The sequence below is a fragment of the Prosthecobacter sp. genome (assembly GCF_044222565.1).
Lineage (GTDB): Bacteria > Verrucomicrobiota > Verrucomicrobiia > Verrucomicrobiales > Verrucomicrobiaceae > Prosthecobacter.
In genome coordinates this window covers 125,155-142,656 of the sequence record NZ_JBGANA010000002.1, presented here as the reverse complement: position 1 = coordinate 142,656, position 17,502 = coordinate 125,155, and the positions used below count along the sequence as shown (strand labels likewise).

General features: G+C 61.5%; 14 protein-coding genes and 1 tRNA gene. 8 read left to right on the top strand and 7 right to left on the bottom strand.

The annotated features are described in order from the left end of the window. Positions 1–22 precede the first annotated feature (22 nt). The 7 genes from ACILSR_RS02905 to ACILSR_RS02875 all read right to left on the bottom strand — a co-directional run bounded on the left by ACILSR_RS02905 (position 23) and on the right by ACILSR_RS02875 (position 6,948). Entirely contained in the window at positions 23–700 is a 678-nt protein-coding gene (locus tag ACILSR_RS02905) for a hypothetical protein (RefSeq protein ID WP_395748223.1), read from the bottom strand. A 66-nt stretch (positions 701–766) separates the two neighbouring features. Next, positions 767–3,718 carry a transglutaminaseTgpA domain-containing protein gene (locus tag ACILSR_RS02900; RefSeq protein WP_395748222.1) on the bottom strand — a complete coding sequence of 984 codons (2,952 nt, stop codon included), beginning with the start codon at positions 3,716–3,718 and terminating at the stop codon, positions 767–769. Positions 3,719–3,722: 4 nt separating this feature from the next. Then, the gene (locus ACILSR_RS02895; protein ID WP_395748524.1) at positions 3,723–4,652 is read right to left on the bottom strand and encodes an AAA family ATPase; all 930 of its coding nucleotides are present in this window, start codon (positions 4,650–4,652) and stop codon (positions 3,723–3,725) included. 127 nt (positions 4,653–4,779) lie between these two features. Next, complete coding sequence (locus tag ACILSR_RS02890) at positions 4,780–5,025, bottom strand: hypothetical protein (protein ID WP_395736920.1); 246 nt, start codon at positions 5,023–5,025, stop codon at positions 4,780–4,782. Continuing rightward, complete coding sequence (locus ACILSR_RS02885; protein WP_395748221.1) at positions 5,022–5,762, bottom strand: hypothetical protein; 741 nt, start codon at positions 5,760–5,762, stop codon at positions 5,022–5,024. Before ACILSR_RS02885 ends, ACILSR_RS02890 begins: the two co-directional genes overlap by 4 nt. An 18-nt stretch (positions 5,763–5,780) precedes the next feature. After that, entirely contained in the window at positions 5,781–6,185 is a 405-nt protein-coding gene (locus tag ACILSR_RS02880; protein WP_395748220.1) for a biopolymer transporter ExbD, read from the bottom strand. 73 nt (positions 6,186–6,258) lie between these two features. Further along, a complete protein-coding gene (locus ACILSR_RS02875; RefSeq protein ID WP_395748219.1) occupies positions 6,259–6,948 on the bottom strand; it encodes a MotA/TolQ/ExbB proton channel family protein in 690 nt (229 codons plus the stop codon). 309 nt (positions 6,949–7,257) lie between these two features. Here ACILSR_RS02875 and ACILSR_RS02870 point away from each other — a divergent pair, with 309 nt between their 5' ends. The 8 genes from ACILSR_RS02870 (at position 7,258) to ACILSR_RS02835 (ending at position 17,491) form a co-directional block, all read left to right on the top strand. Beyond that, positions 7,258–8,166, top strand: a complete 909-nt coding sequence (locus ACILSR_RS02870; RefSeq protein WP_395748218.1) for an N-acetylglucosamine-6-phosphate deacetylase — start codon at positions 7,258–7,260, stop codon at positions 8,164–8,166. Between the two features lie 744 nt (positions 8,167–8,910). Then, positions 8,911–10,461 (top strand): lipase maturation factor family protein, encoded by a 1,551-nt coding sequence (locus ACILSR_RS02865; protein ID WP_395748217.1) that lies wholly within the window; start codon positions 8,911–8,913, stop codon positions 10,459–10,461. Between the two features lie 126 nt (positions 10,462–10,587). Then, a tRNA-Pro gene (locus ACILSR_RS02860) sits at positions 10,588–10,664 on the top strand. A 51-nt stretch (positions 10,665–10,715) separates the two neighbouring features. After that, positions 10,716–11,210: a YbjN domain-containing protein gene (locus ACILSR_RS02855; protein WP_395748216.1), complete on the top strand. Its 495-nt coding sequence runs from the start codon at positions 10,716–10,718 to the stop codon at positions 11,208–11,210. A gap of 6 nt (positions 11,211–11,216) precedes the next feature. Further along, positions 11,217–12,074: a PH domain-containing protein gene (locus ACILSR_RS02850; RefSeq protein ID WP_395748215.1), complete on the top strand. Its 858-nt coding sequence runs from the start codon at positions 11,217–11,219 to the stop codon at positions 12,072–12,074. An 82-nt stretch (positions 12,075–12,156) separates the two neighbouring features. Beyond that, positions 12,157–14,169 carry a sensor histidine kinase gene (locus ACILSR_RS02845; protein ID WP_395748214.1) on the top strand — a complete coding sequence of 671 codons (2,013 nt, stop codon included), beginning with the start codon at positions 12,157–12,159 and terminating at the stop codon, positions 14,167–14,169. 19 nt (positions 14,170–14,188) lie between these two features. Continuing rightward, the gene (locus ACILSR_RS02840) at positions 14,189–14,815 is read left to right on the top strand and encodes a response regulator (RefSeq protein ID WP_395748213.1); all 627 of its coding nucleotides are present in this window, start codon (positions 14,189–14,191) and stop codon (positions 14,813–14,815) included. An 81-nt stretch (positions 14,816–14,896) separates the two neighbouring features. Beyond that, positions 14,897–17,491 (top strand): DUF1800 family protein, encoded by a 2,595-nt coding sequence (locus tag ACILSR_RS02835; RefSeq protein ID WP_395748212.1) that lies wholly within the window; start codon positions 14,897–14,899, stop codon positions 17,489–17,491. Positions 17,492–17,502: the final 11 nt, after the last annotated feature.

Here is a 17,502-nt window from a genome sequence, read left to right as displayed (position 1 = left end):
ACGTGCGAGCCGCAACTCGAGATCAAGTGATCCGCGGCTTGACCTGCCAGCCCATGCTGCGGGGCGAGTGCCACAGCTCAAACCACGGCTCAGCGTCGCGCAGTGTCAGCGCCACCAGCTTGAGCTCCTGCGGAATGTAAAAATCGTCATCGGGCCAGAGGAAATGCCAGCCGCCGATGACGACGTCAGCATTCTGCTGGTAGAAGGGAGAGCGGCGTTGCCACTCCGTATCGTACTGATCCGGCAGATCTCCGGAGACGCGCCAGTATTCATGGCGGGCCAGGCCCTGCTCGCGCAGCCAGGCCGCGACACGCTCGCTGCCATAAAGGCACACGGCCGCAAACGGCGGGAAAGAAGTGCTGGCCGTGGCATAGAGCGCCTCTCCGCTGAATTTCAGTGCGGAGAATTGCAGGCGGTGGTCGGCCTCCACGCGATAGGATGTCTCGTCTTTGACGCTCTCCCATTCAAACAAGCTCACGGGTCCCTGGCTGATGCCCAACTGCGCCAGCAACTGCTCGCTGACACTGAACACATGCCGGCGCGAAGAGAAGACCACCACAGGCGGCGGCAGCTTGTCCGGCATGTCCGCACGCTCACCACCCCAGTAGCCAACGATGCCACCGTCATTCGGCTCGGCCTTCAGCAAGAACGAAGGACGGGCCAGGGCTTCGCCTTCGGAGATCAGTTCTTCAAGAGTCATGGGAATGGGATGGCAAATAAAAGGAAGAAGGTACCAGACTTTGATCGCTGGCGATGGACTAGGACTTCATCCTTTCTTCCGGGCTGGCACTGTGGACATTCTCCGAGGCCTGAAGCGCACGACTGCTGCCTTGAAGTCATCCAAGCTTTCATGCGTGGAGCCGTAGCGGCCAGCGACATACATATCCGCCAAAGGCGCGAACTGATCTGACAGATCAGGACGCGACAGCGCGACGCGTTGAGCGAAAGCGAGCGGGCCTTCGTTGGGCAGCAGTGCGTGCACGCCGGCTTTGCCTACCCGGCTGCAGGCGCGCTGCCAGGCTCGCATCCAGGGGTCCGCATGACGCGCGGGACGGCGCAGCCAAAGGGTGATGAGCAACGCGCCGAGCATGACAAAGGCGGCACTGGGAATGAGCAGCACCAGCTTGCTCTGCTTCAGACCCACACGCTCCAGCAGGCCGCGCTGGCTTTCCTGATTGTAGTCAATGACCTGGTTCTGCCAGCCGTAGTTGACGCTGTCCCACCACAGATGGAGGCGCTGCAACGTCCTCCCCCAAAGCGTGCGGCGCTGGCGCTCCGCCTCCTCCGCACCACCGGCCAGGAAGGAGCGGAGGTCGATGTTCACACGATCGGGCGCCAGCGCTGCGGTGGGGTCGATGCGCAGCCAGCCAAATTTCTCCAGCCACACTTCCGTCCATGCGTGCACATCGCTTTGTTTCACGATGAGGTAGCCGCCATTGTGATCTGAGTATTCACCACCGAGATAGCCGATAACCACACGCGAGGGCACCCCGGCCATGCGCATGAGGGTGGCAAAACTGGCGCTGAAGTGTTCGCAGAATCCGGTGCGGCGGACGAGAAAGAATTCCTCCAACGCCTGCGGACCTTTGTATTCTCCCGGCTCCAGGGTGTACCTGAAGCCCATGGTGCTCACATAGCTGAGGCCAATGCTGACGATCTGCTCGTCATTTTGAGTCACCTTTTTCCAGTAGTCCGTGAGTTCCCGAAGCTTGGGGGAGATGTTTTGAGGAAGCTGCAGCGCGGCGATGCGGTGGGTTTCCAGCAGTTCCGGCACGTCGGCGGGGTCCTGCGGCGTGGGAATCTTGAAACGGGAGAGCACCTCGAAGCGCTCGGTGTTCTGCACCGAGATGGGAGAGGAGAGAGTGTCATCGTAGTCAGGATAGACCTCCACTCCCCGCAGGTAGCTCACCATCGGGAGATCCAGCGCTGGGAGCCAGCGTTTGCCATGCGCCTCCATGTCGATGATCTGGGTGACATCCGTCTCGCGTTTCTTTCCGGAGAGCCTGGGCGAGTAGCCAAGGCGGTCGCCACGCGTCCAGCGCATGCCTTCGCAATTCCAGAGAGTGAGGCAGCGCCAGTAGCGGGTATCATTGGGCGGCAGCCTGCCATCTGGAAAACGCACGCGGAACGCCACCTCGGAACTCAGGGCCACTTTGGCGATGCTCCCTGCATCCAGCACATTGTCGATGCCGGTCTGGCCAAAGCGGCTGCGCCCCAGCGCAGAGCCCAGCTCCAGCAGACCACGCGGAAAGACGAAGAACAGCAGCACCGCCAGCGGCAGCGCCTGGGCAAACAAGATGGCCGTGACCCGGGCCGGCTCGCGTGCGCCGGGCATATTGCGGCGAAAGCGCACCATGGCGGCGGCGATGAGCAGCAGCACTGCAATCGTCCACACGGAACGGGAGAGACGGTTTTCCATCAGGATGGCGCAAAAGGCCAGGAACCAGCCGATGAGGGCGAGCACCTGAAACTCGCGCGGCGTGCGGCTTTCCAACATCTTGGCTCCTGCAAGCACAAGCAGCATCGCGATGCCGGGCTCCATGCCGCTGAGCTCTCCATAGGTGGAATAAACCGCCACCACTCCGGCCAGGATGACACCCACACGGACTAGCACCGGAGGCACCCCCATGCGCAGTACGCCGCGCCAGAGCAGGCAGAGCGCGCACACCACCAGCCCACCGATGGCGATGTAGCCATGCAGCGGCAGGATGGCGAGCAGCAGAGAGATGCTCAAAAACATGAGCGGTCGCCAGGGCAGAAAGGTGGACTGCTCCATGCTGACCACGCTGCTGGACTTGCCAGTCTTCAGGTCGCTTGAATGAGCCGATCCAGCATCCGCACTGGTTTGCATGGAGAGGGCGTCCAGGCAGCGCCTCATGTGCGCTGGCCCGTGCCCCGCACGGATGATCTGCCCCGGAAGGCGCAGTTCATACGGTCTGCCTTCCTCCTCACAGGTCTCCATCCATTGCGCGATCTGGGAGGCGCGCGCAGGCTCATCCAATGTCAGCGCATTCCAATCAAAGACCACCACGCCCTGGGTGCCGCTGCTCCAAGCCTTGACCATGAGCGGCCCTCCCCGGGCTGCGGCACGCCAGTCAATATGACGCGGAGAATCTCCCGCGCGCCATTCACGCAAGCCCGCAAAATCATCTCCGCCGCTGGTCTGCCCACGAGCGGTGGCGACGGGGATGGCATCTCCCTGCCGCAGCGGATCCGGAGCCGGCAGCGGCAGATCTCCCGCCGGCTGCGGATGCACACGGCGCACCCATGCCGTCTCCACCATGCACTCTGCTGAAAAGAGTCCGAGCGGGTACACACTGCGCACTAAAATCTGTAAAACTCCGCCCGTCTGCTGCACGGGCGGGGGCAGGTCCACAATGACCGAACCTCCCGCACGCACGCGCTCCACAAACACGGGCTCCTTGGCACCAATGACGAGGGCCTCGAGGCCGCAGGGGGAAACCGCACCCGTGGCGCGCAACTCCACCGCGATGGGTCTGGCAGCATCCTGCACCGCAGGCCGTGCTCCGACGAGCCGGACGTGCAGGCCACGCAGATTGGCACGCGCATGCAGCCAGGAGAGCAGGCCCATCGTCGCAGTGAGCAGCGCGATGAGGTGCGCCGCGCCATTGGACTGCGCTTCGGCGGCATACCACATGCCCGCCACGATGGCCAGCAGCGCCAGCGTGTGTCGGTTCCAGCGCACGCGCACTTTCATGACATCAGGGCACGGGAGTTTCGGCGATGAGCTGCCGTGCAAGATCGACACCGCTCATACCATCGGCGGCATGTTCCAGGCGGTGCCCCATGACGAACACTGCCACCGCCTGAATGTCTTCAGGCAGCACCATCGCGCGGCCATTGAGCAGAGCCCAGGCACGCGAGGCGGCCAGCACCGAGAGGCCGGCACGCGGAGAAAGTCCGCGGCCCTGCACTCGGCTGGCGGCCAGCAGGTCCTGCAAATAGTCGAGCAGCGCGGGCGCGGCATGCACGGCACGCGTCCAAGTCTGCAGTTGCTGGAGTTCAATGAACGACATCGCCGGCTGCATGGCGCGCAGCATTTCACGCCGCTCCTGCCCTTCCAGCAGAGCGCGCTCCGCACTGCGGTCCGGCACGCCGAGCGCCAGACGCATGAGGAAGCGGTCCATCTGGGACTCCGGCAGCATGAAGGTGCCGATTTGAGACGAGGGATTCTGCGTGGCGATGACAAAGAATGGCTCCGGCAGCGGGTGCGTGGCTCCATCCGCAGTCACCTTCCCTTCCTCCATGGCCTCCAGCAGCGCTGACTGCGTCTTGGGAGTAGCGCGGTTGATTTCATCCGCCAGCAGCACCTGTGTGAAGACGGGGCCTTTATGAAAATGAAATGCCGCTGTGTCGCGATCGTAAACGGAGGCTCCGAGGATGTCCGCAGGCAGGAGATCGCTGGTGAACTGCACCCGGCGGAAGCCGAGGCCGAGAGCCTGCGCCAGCGCCTGGGAGAGCATCGTTTTTCCCACTCCCGGCTGGTCTTCGAACAGCAGATGTCCACGTGCCAGCAGACAGGTCACGGCAAGGCGTACGACATTCTCCTTTCCCAGAATGATCTGCGACACACGCGCGATGATGGATTCGATCTGTTGGGACGCTTGCAAAGCGGTGGCAGCGGGCAGCATGGCGTCGGCGGAGGTATGGGATGCGCGTGAGGACACGGTGGTTGGATGGATACGCGCAAGTGTCGCCGATGAGGCGTGTGGAAAGCAAGCCTGCTTTCACACAGAGCGCGGAATTCAGTTCCAAGCTTCAGATCTGCTGCAGCTTGTTACGCTCATTCGGCGTGCGGCACACGGGACAGATGGTCACGGCGATCTTGCGCTTGGCCTCGCAGGCATAGGCGGTGCCGCAGATGCGGCACTGGATGGCGATGCGGCGGCGATAGACCTCGCGCTTGCGGTCACGCCAGAAGGTGTAAAACCACAGCAGGCAGACGGTGGAGACGCCGACGGCCATGAAGAGGATGATGAGACCACCGAGCGGGATGGGAATCATGGCGGCGGGGCCTCCACCCAGCGGAATGAGATCTCACCCCAGTCCACATTCTTTGCATCAGACGGGCTGAAGCGCAGGGAAAGCACCGCGGCATGCAGCTGCTGCATGATTTCGGCATCATCCACACTGCTCAGCGGCAGGGCGGTGATGATCTGGCCGGCGCTGCCAACACCCACACGAAACTGCACACGTGAGGGCTGGGTGAGCCGGATGCCGCTGAGCTCCACACTGGCCGGACCTCGCTTTGCCAGCGCCGAACTCATGAAGGCACGCAGCTGAGCGGCTGGTGGCGCCACTACGGACGAAGCCACTCGATGAGGCACCGGCGGCAGCACACCCGCGGCGGCGGTGAACAGGCGCGGCTGCTGGATGGCGGCGGGGGAGGCGTCCAGCTCCCGCAGCTTGATTTGATGACCGGCAAAGGACGGGAGGAAGACCAGCCCTCTGGCCTCAGCCGGCGGCGCAGGTTCTGAATCGCACAGCAGCGCAAAACTGCGATCCTGCGCCCGATGAATGAGCGCCAGCTCGGCTGGATTATTGGGATCCAGCGAGATCACGTGCTGCGGCGTGACCGGCAGGGGTTGGGTGACCGGATGAACGATGCGAAAGATAAAGAAGAACCCTGCCATCGCGGCCATGAGCAGCAGGAGGGCGGCGAAGAGGTGCCACGTGGAGTGATCACGCACGCCCCATGCGAAGATCAAGGCCGGCTCGTCATGATGGGATTTGGCAGACATCGAGTGGGCGGCGATGGTTTATGCCTTGGGAGGCACGGTGGAATAGGCCACTTCATAGCCAAGTTCGAGAGCGATGTTGCCGATCTCGACGACACGGCCATGCGGCGCCTCCTTGGCGGCATGGATGATGGCGCGGCGTTCGCCTTCGCGGCTGGCCTTGAGCTTCTCCCGCAGCTCCCCGGTGCTGGTGCGCACTCCGTCGAAATAGAGCTGATTTTCCAATCCTGCTGGGACGGTGATGATGTGGGCGCGGTCAAAGCCCGTGAGCCGGGAGTTCGACTGCGGCTTGTCCACCTTGATGCCGGAGAGGACTACAAAGTTGCTGTTGAGGAGGAAGAATACCAGCAGCAGCAGGATCGTATTCAGCAGCGGCACCGTGTACAGCCAGGGGCTTTGCTTGGGCAGTTGGCTCTCGAGCTTCATGGTTGGGTACGGCAGTACACGCAGTATCGGAGGCGCGGAGTGGTTGGGCCAGCCGAAAATGCGCTGAGGTCGCTTATCCCTTCATCCCACGTCCGCGGGCCTTGGTCAGAGGCGGCGCGGCTTCCGCCTGACGGAATTCCACAATGTTGTCGGTACTGTTGGCGTCTTCGATCAGATTTACGATCTCGATGCCTGCGCGCTCCAGATCATGCATCAGGGAGCGGGCCCGGGCGCTGAGGAAGGCAAAGGAAAGGTAGGAGGGGATGGCCACCACCAGACCCAGCGCGGAGGTGATAAGGCTCTGATAAACCCCATGCGCCACGTCCGCCTGAGTGGCGAGGCCGTTGGCAGAGGAGAGGCTGGTAAAGCTGTCGAGCAGGCCAATGATGGTCCCCAGAAGGCCAATAAGCGGGGCGGCGTGGGCGATGGCGTTCAGAATTCCCAGAAAACGCTCCAGCCGGGGGACTTCGAGCTGACCTGCCTCCTGCACGATTTCCTTGAGCTGCTCGCGGGGAGCATGGTGCCGGAGGAGGGCCGCATGGACCACCCGGCCGGCGGGGACCCGCGTGGCCACGCATTCCTGCAACGCCTCGGCGAAGTTTTTGCGGCGGATCAGACTGGCCAGCCCGGCCAAAAACTCACCCACATTCATGCTGGCACGGTGAAAGTAGGCCAGACGCTCGATAAAGATCGCTCCGGCGAAGCATAGGCACCCTATGAGGAGCCATACGAGTGGTCCGCCTTTGGAGATAAGATCAATCATGTGCCTTGAGTCGAGAAAGTGATGGGGTAAAACCTGGCGCTACACGCCAGTTCGGGAGACGTGAAAAAACCAAGCAGATTTTATGCCGAGACCGATAGCTTGTAAACACTGGAAATAAGGAGGCTTGGCTGGGGAGGGCCTGGATCTGCAATCAGGAGGTCAAGACGCCAGCCGACGAGGAAAGGCGGCTTGCCCCCTGACTACCCCTTCGTCCAGCCCCCCTCTGACCTCTCAATCAAGTAACATTCATACCAAAAGCCATCACCTCCCAGCCTTGATTCCCCTTCCCGAAACCGCTCCAATGCCTGCATGAAACCTTTCGATCTCCAGGTCAACGGCTACGCAGGCACCGACTTTAATGGCGACAACCTCACCGCCGAATCCCTCCACCATGCCTGTGAGGCCCTGGCGGAAGACGGCTGTGACGCCATCCTGGCCACCTTCATCACCGACGAGATCCCCACCTTGGAGCGTCGTATCGGCAAGCTGGTGGAACTGCGGGAAAAAGACGAGCTAGCCCGCCGCATCATCACCGGAATCCACATCGAGGGGCCCTTCATCAATCCCATCAAAGGCTACGTCGGCGCCCACCCGCCCCAAGCCGTGAAGCCCGCGAATGTGGACGACGCCAAGCGCCTGCTCACCGCCGCTGCCGGTCTTGCCAAGCTCGTCACTCTGGCCCCCGAACACGATGAGGGCAGCAAGACGACCGCCTTCCTGGCCTCCCAAGGCGTGACGGTTTCCGCGGGGCATTGCGACCCCTCTCTGGATCAGCTGAACGCCGCTTGCGATGCCGGGCTGACCATGTTCACCCACCTCGGCAATGGCTGCCCCATCCAGATGCACCGGCATGACAACATCATTCAGCGCGCCCTGAGCCTGCATGACCGCCTGTGGCTCTGCTTCATTCCGGACGGTGTGCATGTGCCGTTTTTTGTGCTGAAAAACTGGCTCGCCGGCATCGGCCTGGAGCGCACCGTCTTTGTCACCGACGCCATCTCCGCCGCTCGCCTGGGCCCCGGCCGCTACACGCTCGCCGGATGGGACATCCTCATCGGCGAAGATCTCGTGGCCCGCTCACCGGATGGCACGCATTTTGTGGGCAGCACCGTGACCGTGCCGAGGATCAAGGCGAATGCGCTGGCGGAACTGGGGATGAGCGACGCCGATCTGAAGCAGGTGCTGGATGTGAATCCGCGGAAGGCGATTGCTTTGTAAGTTCAATCAGCCGGTTGAAGCCATGACTCGTGACCAAAAGATCGCGGCGATAGCGGTGGATCTTATTTGTCGTAGCTCCATGAAGCGAGACCGGTGGCGAGCCACCCCATTGGTGTTGTCCACACGACACCAGTGATACCGCTTAGACCAACTCTCAAAAATCTTGTCACATTGCCCGGGCGGCGGAGCGGCCCCATTGGCTGCGTAAGTCGCTTGCCTGTTATTCTTCAATAGCAGACGGCGCTCCCGCCTTGCCACTGGGGCCGCTGCGCTCGCCGGTTCAATATGACAATCTTTTCGAGAACTGGTCTAAACTCGGAAGTGATGAGCGCCCGCTCGTGAGTGCATCCTTCGATGGAGGCGACTGGTATGTATGGACAACCCGGAGACTGGTGTCGCTCTGCGACCAGCAGTTTTACGAGGCCAGCGCTGAATCGATTGTCCGTGCCGAATTCGGGAAGTTCAAGGGGCCACCCCATTTGATGAAAATGACATCTGGCCCGATCCACACCCAAATCTGCACGCTTTATCATGACAAAGGAGTCGCAGCCCGAATTCGTTATGAGACCGGTTATGCATCCATGGGGCCAATCGGATGCTTCAAGTATTGGGAGCTCAAACACCCCATTCTCGACAAACTCATGACTCGAGGGGAACTCGCCGCATACCGAAAGCAAAAGAATCGGAATTGATCCAAGTAAGTATTGGGTGACACAATGGAGGAATGCGCACCATTCCTATGCCATGAACCCCATCCTCTGGCTCGACTCCCGCCGCGGACGCTACACGGTCGTCCGCTGGCTTTTTCCGCGTCTGCTGGCGGGCATTTACCTGATCGCTTTTGCCTCCTGGGGACTGCAGTACGACGGGCTGGTGGGCGAAGACGGCATCCTGCCGGCAAAGTCGCTGATGGAAAACATCCATGCGTTTGAAGAGCGAGAGCACCACACCCTGTTCTGGCAGATGCCCTCGGTCTTTCACTGGCATTACAGCGATGCTTTTGCCCATGGCATACTGATCTCCTGCTGCGTGCTCGCGGTGCTGGTGATGGCAGGCGTGGCGCAGGGACCGCTGCTGGCGCTGCTGTGGTTCAGCTACCTCTCCTTTGCCACCACGGGTGAGATTTTCATGGGCTACCAGTGGGACGCCCTGCTGCTGGAGGCTGGGCTGCTGGCGCTCTTCATCGCTCCATGGCGGCTGTGGTCCTGGCGTGGGCCGATGGAACCACCCCGCGGCTCCGTTTTCCTCCTGCACTGGCTGCTCTTCCGCCTGATGTTTCTCTCCGGGTATGTGAAGATCGGAGGCGGTGATCTGCCCTGGCATGACATGACGGCGCTGCTCTACCACTACGAAACGCAGCCCCTCCCTAACGGCCTCTCCTGGTTCGCCCACCAAGCGCCGCGCTGGATTCACGTGGCAGGCTGCTGGATCATGTATTTCATCGAACTCGGCCTGCCGTTTGCGATTTTCCTGGGACGCTGGGGCCGGCTGGCGGCGGCGCTGGGCTTCCTCGGGCTCATGGCCATGATCTCCGCCACGGGAAACTACAATTTCTTTGACCTGCTCACCGCCGTGCTCGCCATCACGCTGCTGGATGACCGCTGGTGGCTGCAGAGGGTGCGCCGCTGGCTGCGCATCGAGCCCGGCACTGAGCGCCCGTCTTTCAAACGCTGGCCGCAATGGCCCGCGCTGGCTGCGGTTCTGCCCGTGATGCTCTTCACGCTGCTGGCTGCCGACTCCTTTCTTGCCGGGCGCATACCTCAGTACAAACCTAAGCTGTCCGCCACTTTGCACGAAAAGCTCGACGCCCCGATCGCCCGCACGCGCAGCTTCAATGCCTACGGTCTGTTTCAGGACATGACCGAGCAGCGGCCCGAGATCATTCTGGAGGTCAGCGATGACGGCGCGTTCTTTTTGCCGGTCGATTTCAAATACAAGCCCGGAGACCTCAAGCGCAGGCCGCCTTTCATCGCCCCGCACCAGCCAAGGCTCGACTGGCAGATGTGGTTTGCAGCGCTGTATCCCGGCTTCGATCCAAGGCGCGATGCCAACCCCGCCTCTCCCATGCACTGGTTTGGGCAGTTCTGCCGGGCGCTGCTGCAGCACAAGAAGCCTGTGTGGGACCTGCTGGAGCCGCCCCCCTTCCCTATCGAAAAAATCACCCAGGTGCGAGCGAGGCTCTACCGCTACCATTTTACCAGCCCTGAAGTGCGCCAGGCCACCGGTGAATGGTGGCAGCGCGAGGAGATCGGGCCCTTCAGCGGGAGAATCAGCCTCGACACCCTGTCCCGCTGACCCGTCGCCGCGGAAGGCGGTTCGGCGACATTCGTCATTCTGCATTCGACATTCTCCTTGCGTCTGTCCGAACCTGCGGCACTATCGCGGCCCCTCGTTCGATTTTTTGGACGGAGGAACAACCTTCGGGGCGTAGCTCAGCCTGGTAGAGCGCTTGCTTTGGGAGCAAGAAGTCGTGAGTTCGAATCTCGCCGCCCCGACCATCTGGAATCACAGATATCGGATTTCAGATTCTCAGTCTGAAATCACGCCGCATGTCCGCCCTCTACGCCACAGCCCTGAACACTTTCAAGGAAATGGGCTGGCACTACCGGGAAGTCTCCGAGCATTCCGTCATCGAGGCCGACTTTGAAGCCCACCACACCAAGGTGCCCCTGCATGTGCAAATTTTTGGCGAAACGCACATCATCACCGTCGTCTCAAACTCCACGCTGCAGGTGCCAGCCACCCACCGACTGCCGGTGTGCGAGCTGCTCATGCGGACAAACAAGGACCTGAACCTTGGCAATTTCGAGCTCGAGTGGGAAAGCGGCCAGGTGATGTTCCGAGTGACAAACGTTTTCCCGCCGCACCGCCACGACGCGCGCATCATCGCCAGCCTGGTGCATTCCGCCGTCGCAGAGATGGACCGCCTCACGCCGTTTCTGGGCGAGATCATCCGTACTCCGAAAGGTGAGCTGCTGCTGCTCAAAGTCGCCGACTTGATGCTGCGTGAAGATTTGCTGCCGCCAGCACCCGAGGCTGAGTGATTGGACGTGACACGGGCCGCCCGCCTGTGCTTCTTTGGCAGCGACCTGGCTTTCCTCATGTCCGCCCGCTACCGACTCCAGCAGCACCCTGCCTTCAGCGAACCGCTGTCGAGAGAGGATCTGTACACGCTCGTGGCACGGGGTTCGCTGGCACGAGGCGAGATGTGCGTGGACGAAGCCACGGGGTTTACCCACACGGTGGGAGAACTCGTCAGCGGTATGCGGCAGCCAAGCGCCATCGGTGGCAAGGCGCGCATCACCCGCCCTGCTTACCGGGAGTTCAGCCCGGACACGGAGATCCCTGAGGAGGAAATCGCGGAAGAGGAAGAGGACGAAGAGATCGAAGGCGAAGAGGACCCTGAGGAGGATCCGGATGCACTGGAGGAAAAGGCGAAGAAGGACCGCGACTTCTCCCCCAGCGGCGAGGTCATTCTGCACCACGCTCATCCTTCCTGGTTTGGCTACACCAAAGCGTTGGTGCTCTGCATCCTGCTCACAATCGCTGGTGGCCTGCTGTTCATCATTCAATTTGAATACTCCATCATCGCCTTTCTCTGCGCATCCTCCACCCTCATCGCCATCGGCATTTCACGCTACTCGCACGACTACATTGTGACACGCGAACGCGTAGAGCTGATCTGGGGCATCATCGGCAAGAGCTCCAAGGAGGCGCGCATCTGCGACATACGCAGCATCGACGTCTATGAGAGCGGCATCAAAGGCCTGCTCGGCCTGGGCACAATCGATTTCTCCACCGCCGCCAATGCCGGCATCGAAGTACAGTTCAAAGACCTGCGCCGCGCCCATGTGGTGAAGGATCTGGTGCGCAAACTGCAACGTGGCGCGGACCCGACCAATGATTGACGAATGCAGAATGACGAAGAACGGACTCCGAGGCCGGGTGCCCGTCGTCTGCTGGTTCGTCCTGCTTACGACACTCACTCTCTTGCATCCGTTATTCGCGGAAGGAGCGCTGACTCGCGCCATCGACATCCGCAAGCTGCCGTATGAACGCAGCCTGGAAAAACTTCCGGTCGATCTCACAGCGACAGTGGCCTTTGTGGAAAACGGCGGAACCGTTTTTGTGCAGGACGACACCGCTGGCACCCACCTGCACTTTAAACCCACGCGCGCTGATCTGCGCGTGGGGGATCACGTTCGCATCCAGGGCACCACGACTTCGGGCCTTTACTTCCCAGGGGTGGACGTCTCCCAGCTGCAAGTCCTCGGGCATGCAGCTCCGCCCACAGCCGTGCCCGCTACGTATGACGACCTGGCCACGGGCCGCTTCCATTACCAGCGTGTCATCGTCGAAGGGCTGGGCCGCACGCTGGCGCCACTGGATGAAAACCGCTCAGTGCTGCGCATGGCCATCGGCAGCCGTGTGCTGGAGGTGCGCATTGATGCTCCGGCGGAGACCGCGCCGGACCTTATCGACGCACGCCTGCGCATCACCGCACTCGCCGCAGGTGGCATCAACGACCGCCGTCAGCTCGTGTTTCCCTACCTGCGTGTCACGGACTGGAACGATGTGGAGATCACCCAGGTGGCACCAAAGGCCGCATCGCTTCCCATCACCTCCGTGGTCACCCTGCTGCAGTTCGGCGCTGCGGATGAGCCCCACCATCGCGTCCGCATTCGCGGCACGGTTCTCGCTGCTTTTCCGGATGGCCGCGTCTTCCTGCGCGACTCCCTTCCCCCACCACCGCCGCGCGAGATGCAGAATGGGACAGTTCCCACCACTCCCCAGACTCCCTCCATCGCGATTCACCTTCTGGCATCCACCGAACTCGAGCCCGGCCATGCCGCGGAGATCACCGGCTTTCCCACCATGGCAGGCTTCAGCGCCTCGCTGGCCGATGCGCTCGTGCTGGCAGCAGAGCCGGATGTCGCGCCCGCGGCGGCGGTGGTTTCCCTCAAAGAGTTTCAGCAGGGCTCACATGATGCAGATCTGGTGCAGCTCGCCTCACCCGCAGTGCTCAATGACTTCTTCCGCACCGTGGATGGCTTCGAGCTGCGCCTCACGTCCAATGGCACTCCGCTGCGTGCGTTCCTGCTCCAGCCCAATGCACCTGCCGTAGAGATAGGAGCAGCCGTCGAACTCACCGGCATCTGCCTGGTGGAATCTTCCACCGACAAAGGCTTCCGCTCTCAGGCAGAGCGAGCCTCCCTGCTGTTGCGTTCGGAGGCGGACATCCGGGTGCTGAGTGCGGCGCCGTTTTGGACCGCAGGCCGGCTTGTCATCGCCATCAGCATCCTCGCGGGTGTGGTGCTGCTGGCGTTCGTGTGGATCGCCGCGCAAAGGCGGCAGATCAGCGCACTCAGCAGCCGCATCGTGCAACAGGCCACGCTGGATGAGCGCCAGCGCATCGCGCGCGAATTTCATGACACCTTGGAGCAGGAGCTCACTGGGCTATCCCTGCGCCTGGACGCCGCCACCACACGCCCCCTGGAGGACAAAGCGCGCAGCCTTGTCGAGACCTCCCGCAGTCTCGTCTCACGTATTCAAAGCGAGGCGCGCAATCTTGTGGCTGACCTGCGCGACACGGCACAGCTGCATGACCTGCCCAGCGCGTTGCGTGAAATTCAGAACCGCATGCCGCCGGACGGTCCCGCATTGAAGCTCGACCTCCAGCCTGTTCCGCCCATTTCAGGGCCGGTCTCCCACCATCTGCGTATGATCGCCCAGGAGGCCGTGACCAATGTGCTCAAGCATGCACAGGCCACAGAAATCACCCTTCAACTTTCCGCGTCTGCTGAAGTTCTGACGCTTCGCATCACAGACAACGGCCGTGGCATTGCCTCCAGCACGGAAACCACCGGCAAGCCCGGCCATTTCGGCTGCATGGGCATCCGCGAGCGCTGCCGCAAAATCAATGCTGACATCGATTGGCAAAGCCGGCCCGGACAGGGCACCGTCGTCACCATCTGCCTGCCTCTTGACTCCTTGACTCCTTGACTCCTTGACCTCTTCCACCGTGTCCGCCTCTCCCATCTCTCTCCTCTTGATCGACGACCACTTCGTCGTGCGCAGCGGCCTCGTCGCCTCGCTGGAACTGGAGGATGATTTAAAAGTCGTGGGAGAAGCCGACCGCGGAGAGGAGGCGGTGGCCCTTTTTGGCAAAAAGAAACCCGACGTCGTGCTCATGGATCTGCAGCTTCCCGGCATCAGCGGCATCGAGGCCACCGCAGCCGTAATGGCCGAACACCCGGGTGCACGCGTCCTCATCTTCTCCACCTTTGCGCGCGACGATGAAATCCAGGCCGCGCTGAAAGCCGGCGCTCTCGGCTACCTGCAAAAATCCTCCTCCCGCGACGATCTGCTCGCCGCCATCCGCATGGTCGCCAAAGGGGAGCGCAGCCTTCCTGCGGACATTGCCCAGCGGCTCAAAGAACGCCTGTCCGAGCCGGAGATCACTCCCCGTGAACGCGAGATCCTCGCCCTCGTGACGCGTGGCAATGCCAACAAGGAAATCGCCGCCACCCTAGGCATCGGTGAGGATACGGTGAAGCAGCACGTCAGCCGCATTTTGATGAAGCTCAAAGTCAATGATCGTGCCCAAGCCACTGCGGAAGCCATCCGGCGGGGGCTGGTGCAGGTGTAGCCCGGGCACTCGCCCGCTGCTGCAAAAGTGCTTCGCCATTTCACCCCGCTTATGCTTAGATGGTGGCGACCGTCCTCCACCATGAACACGCGTTTTCTCCTGGTCCTGGTTTTACTCACCGGTTCCGCCTGTGCGTTCGACAACAACACCAATCTGCAGAGCGACATTTGGGAGCTCCACTATGGAGCCATCGGCCTGCAGGCCCTGGCCGATGCCGACCACGATGGATGGACGAATGCGCAGGAGAGCGCGGCGGGCACCAATCCGCTGGACGCACACTCCTTTCCTCAGTCGGCCCTTTCTCCGGTCATCTCCGGCCAGGTTCAGCTGGGCTGGACCAGCGAAGCTGGCAAGATCTACAGCATCTACGGCAGCCCCGATCTCAATCCCGCCAACTACACTCTGATGGCCACCGTCACAGGCGATGGCACCCCGCTCCTGGCTCCGCTTAACACAAACGGACAGAGCCGCTGGTTTTTCAAACTCGGCATCAGTGATGTAGATACCGACCTCGACGGTTTGAGTGACTGGGAGGAGGTCAAAATCGGCTTCAATCCTGCGCTCAATCACACTGACCGCAACGACACGGACGACTTCACACGCGCTAAAAACACGCTCACTACCAGCAGTACCATCACCGTCGGTTTGATCGATGGAGACATGCGCGAAGACTGGCCGGACAAAGGCGTCTTCGCCATACGGCGCAGCGGCGGGCTGAAGGCGCTCACCGTCAATGTCACCTTCACCGGCACCGCCACACGCAACGGCGACTACACCACCAACATCGCTGCCCAGCAGGTCTTCCTTCCATTCGGTGCACGTGAGGCTTGGATCGAACTTTCTCCCATCAATGACGCGGCAGTCGAAGGCGCCGAATCCATTGTGGTGACGGTCACGGGCGGCACAGGCTATTCCGTGGGCGCTCTCAACAACGCCACTGTGACTTTGGGCGACGCCTCCTCCCTGCCCTGCGCCAAAGAAGCCGCGCGCTTCCTCATCCAGGCTGCATTTGGTCCGGATCAGGACGACACCGATGCGGACATCATTCCGGAAAATGTGGAGGCGCTCATGGCCATGGGGCTTGAAGCCTGGATTGATGATCAGTTCACACGCCCCATCGGCTACATCCAGCCCTACACCAACTGGGCGCTGCAATATGCCAACGGCATGGCGCTTTACGGCAACTACAAGGAGCACGCCTGGTGGGAACGTGCGATGGGCGTGCCAAAGCTGCGACCCGACTCCACCACCACGCAGCTGCCAGATCCCCTGCGCCAGCGCGTGGCCTTTGCCTTGAGCGAGATCCTCGTGACCTCCGACCGCCCCGAAACTCTCGCGGTCGATTACGAAGGCATGGCCAACTACTACGACATCTTCGAAGAGAATGCCTTCGGCAACTATCTCGACATCCTCAAGAAGGTGGCGATGCATCCTGTGATGGGAGTTTACCTCAGCCACCTGGGTAATCAGAAGGCCAATCCGGCCCTCAACATTCATCCCGACGAAAACTTCGCACGCGAGATCATGCAGCTCTTCACCATTGGTCTCTGGCAGCTGGAGACGGATGGCACGCGCAAGACATACCCCGTCGGGCATCCGCAGGCGGGGCAGTTCATCCCGACCTACAGCAACTCGGACATCACCGAACTTGCCCGCGTATTCACCGGACTCACCTGGAACGACAGCGCCACCTTCAATCCCAACAATCTCATCAATGGCGACCGCCTGCACCCGATGAAGATTTTTGACGCCTACCACGACTGCGGAGCCAAAACTCTGCTGAACGGCTACGTGGTGGCCGCCAGCACACCTTCGTCCGGCAGCACCGGCACGGCCGGGACGGCGGACATCACTGCCGCGGTGACCAATCTGTTTAATCACCCCAACGTCGGCCCCTTCGTCGGGCGTCTGCTCATCCAGCGATTCGTCACCTCCAATCCCAGTCACGCCTACATCGGACGGGTGGCGGCGAAATTTAACGACAACGGCAGTGGCGTGCGCGGAGACATGAAGGCCTTCATCAAGGCCATCCTCACGGATCCTGAGGCGCGCGATCCCGCCATGATGGACTCCCCCACGTTTGGCAAAATGCTTGAACCTTTTCTCCGTGTGGTGAATCTCGTCCGTGCCTTCAACGGCGCCTCGGTCTCCGGACGCTATCCTCTCGATCAGTTCAATCTCGACCATCAGCAGGATCCGCAAAACTCTCCCAGTGTGTTCAATTTCTTCCTGCCGGGACACAGTCCTGCGGGTCCCGTCACCCAGATGGGCTTGGTCGCGCCGGAGTTCCAGATCCTCAACGCCACCTCCGCCATCACGGGTGCCAATTACTTCTACAATGCCATCGGCAACAACGACATGGCGCGCTGGGGTTCGGGAAATGCCGACTATGCCGTTCGCTTGAATCTGGACCCCGAACTCGGCTACATCATTCCCTCCGCCCATATCAATGAGGACACACCCAGCGTGTCCAACCTCATGGATCTGGATCTTCACATCCGGCGCATGGACCTCATGCTCCTCGGCGGCACCATGACACCACAGCTTTTTCAATGCCTGCGCGAGTCGGTCGATCGCGTGAAGCCGCCAGATGCGAGCTGGCAGTGGCACCGAGAGCGGCTGCGCCAGCTCATCACCTCCATCGTTTCCTCGGCTGAATTCAACGTGCTGCGCTAACCCCTGACGCC

What these genes read in the sequence shown, in the direction of transcription:
- ACILSR_RS02875 (WP_395748219.1), bottom strand. Translation starts at nt 6,948, where the DNA reads ATGATTGATCTTATCTCCAAAGGCGGACCACTCGTATGGCTCCTCATA.
- ACILSR_RS02835 (WP_395748212.1), top strand. Translation starts at nt 14,897, where the DNA reads ATGAACACGCGTTTTCTCCTGGTCCTGGTTTTACTCACCGGTTCCGCC.
- ACILSR_RS02865 (WP_395748217.1), top strand. Translation starts at nt 8,911, where the DNA reads ATGAACCCCATCCTCTGGCTCGACTCCCGCCGCGGACGCTACACGGTC.
- ACILSR_RS02905 (WP_395748223.1), bottom strand. Translation starts at nt 700, where the DNA reads ATGACTCTTGAAGAACTGATCTCCGAAGGCGAAGCCCTGGCCCGTCCT.
- ACILSR_RS02880 (WP_395748220.1), bottom strand. Translation starts at nt 6,185, where the DNA reads ATGAAGCTCGAGAGCCAACTGCCCAAGCAAAGCCCCTGGCTGTACACG.
- ACILSR_RS02900 (WP_395748222.1), bottom strand. Translation starts at nt 3,718, where the DNA reads ATGAAAGTGCGCGTGCGCTGGAACCGACACACGCTGGCGCTGCTGGCC.
- ACILSR_RS02895 (WP_395748524.1), bottom strand. Translation starts at nt 4,652, where the DNA reads ATGCTGCCCGCTGCCACCGCTTTGCAAGCGTCCCAACAGATCGAATCC.
- ACILSR_RS02870 (WP_395748218.1), top strand. Translation starts at nt 7,258, where the DNA reads ATGAAACCTTTCGATCTCCAGGTCAACGGCTACGCAGGCACCGACTTT.
- ACILSR_RS02885 (WP_395748221.1), bottom strand. Translation starts at nt 5,762, where the DNA reads ATGTCTGCCAAATCCCATCATGACGAGCCGGCCTTGATCTTCGCATGG.
- ACILSR_RS02855 (WP_395748216.1), top strand. Translation starts at nt 10,716, where the DNA reads ATGTCCGCCCTCTACGCCACAGCCCTGAACACTTTCAAGGAAATGGGC.
- ACILSR_RS02890 (WP_395736920.1), bottom strand. Translation starts at nt 5,025, where the DNA reads ATGATTCCCATCCCGCTCGGTGGTCTCATCATCCTCTTCATGGCCGTC.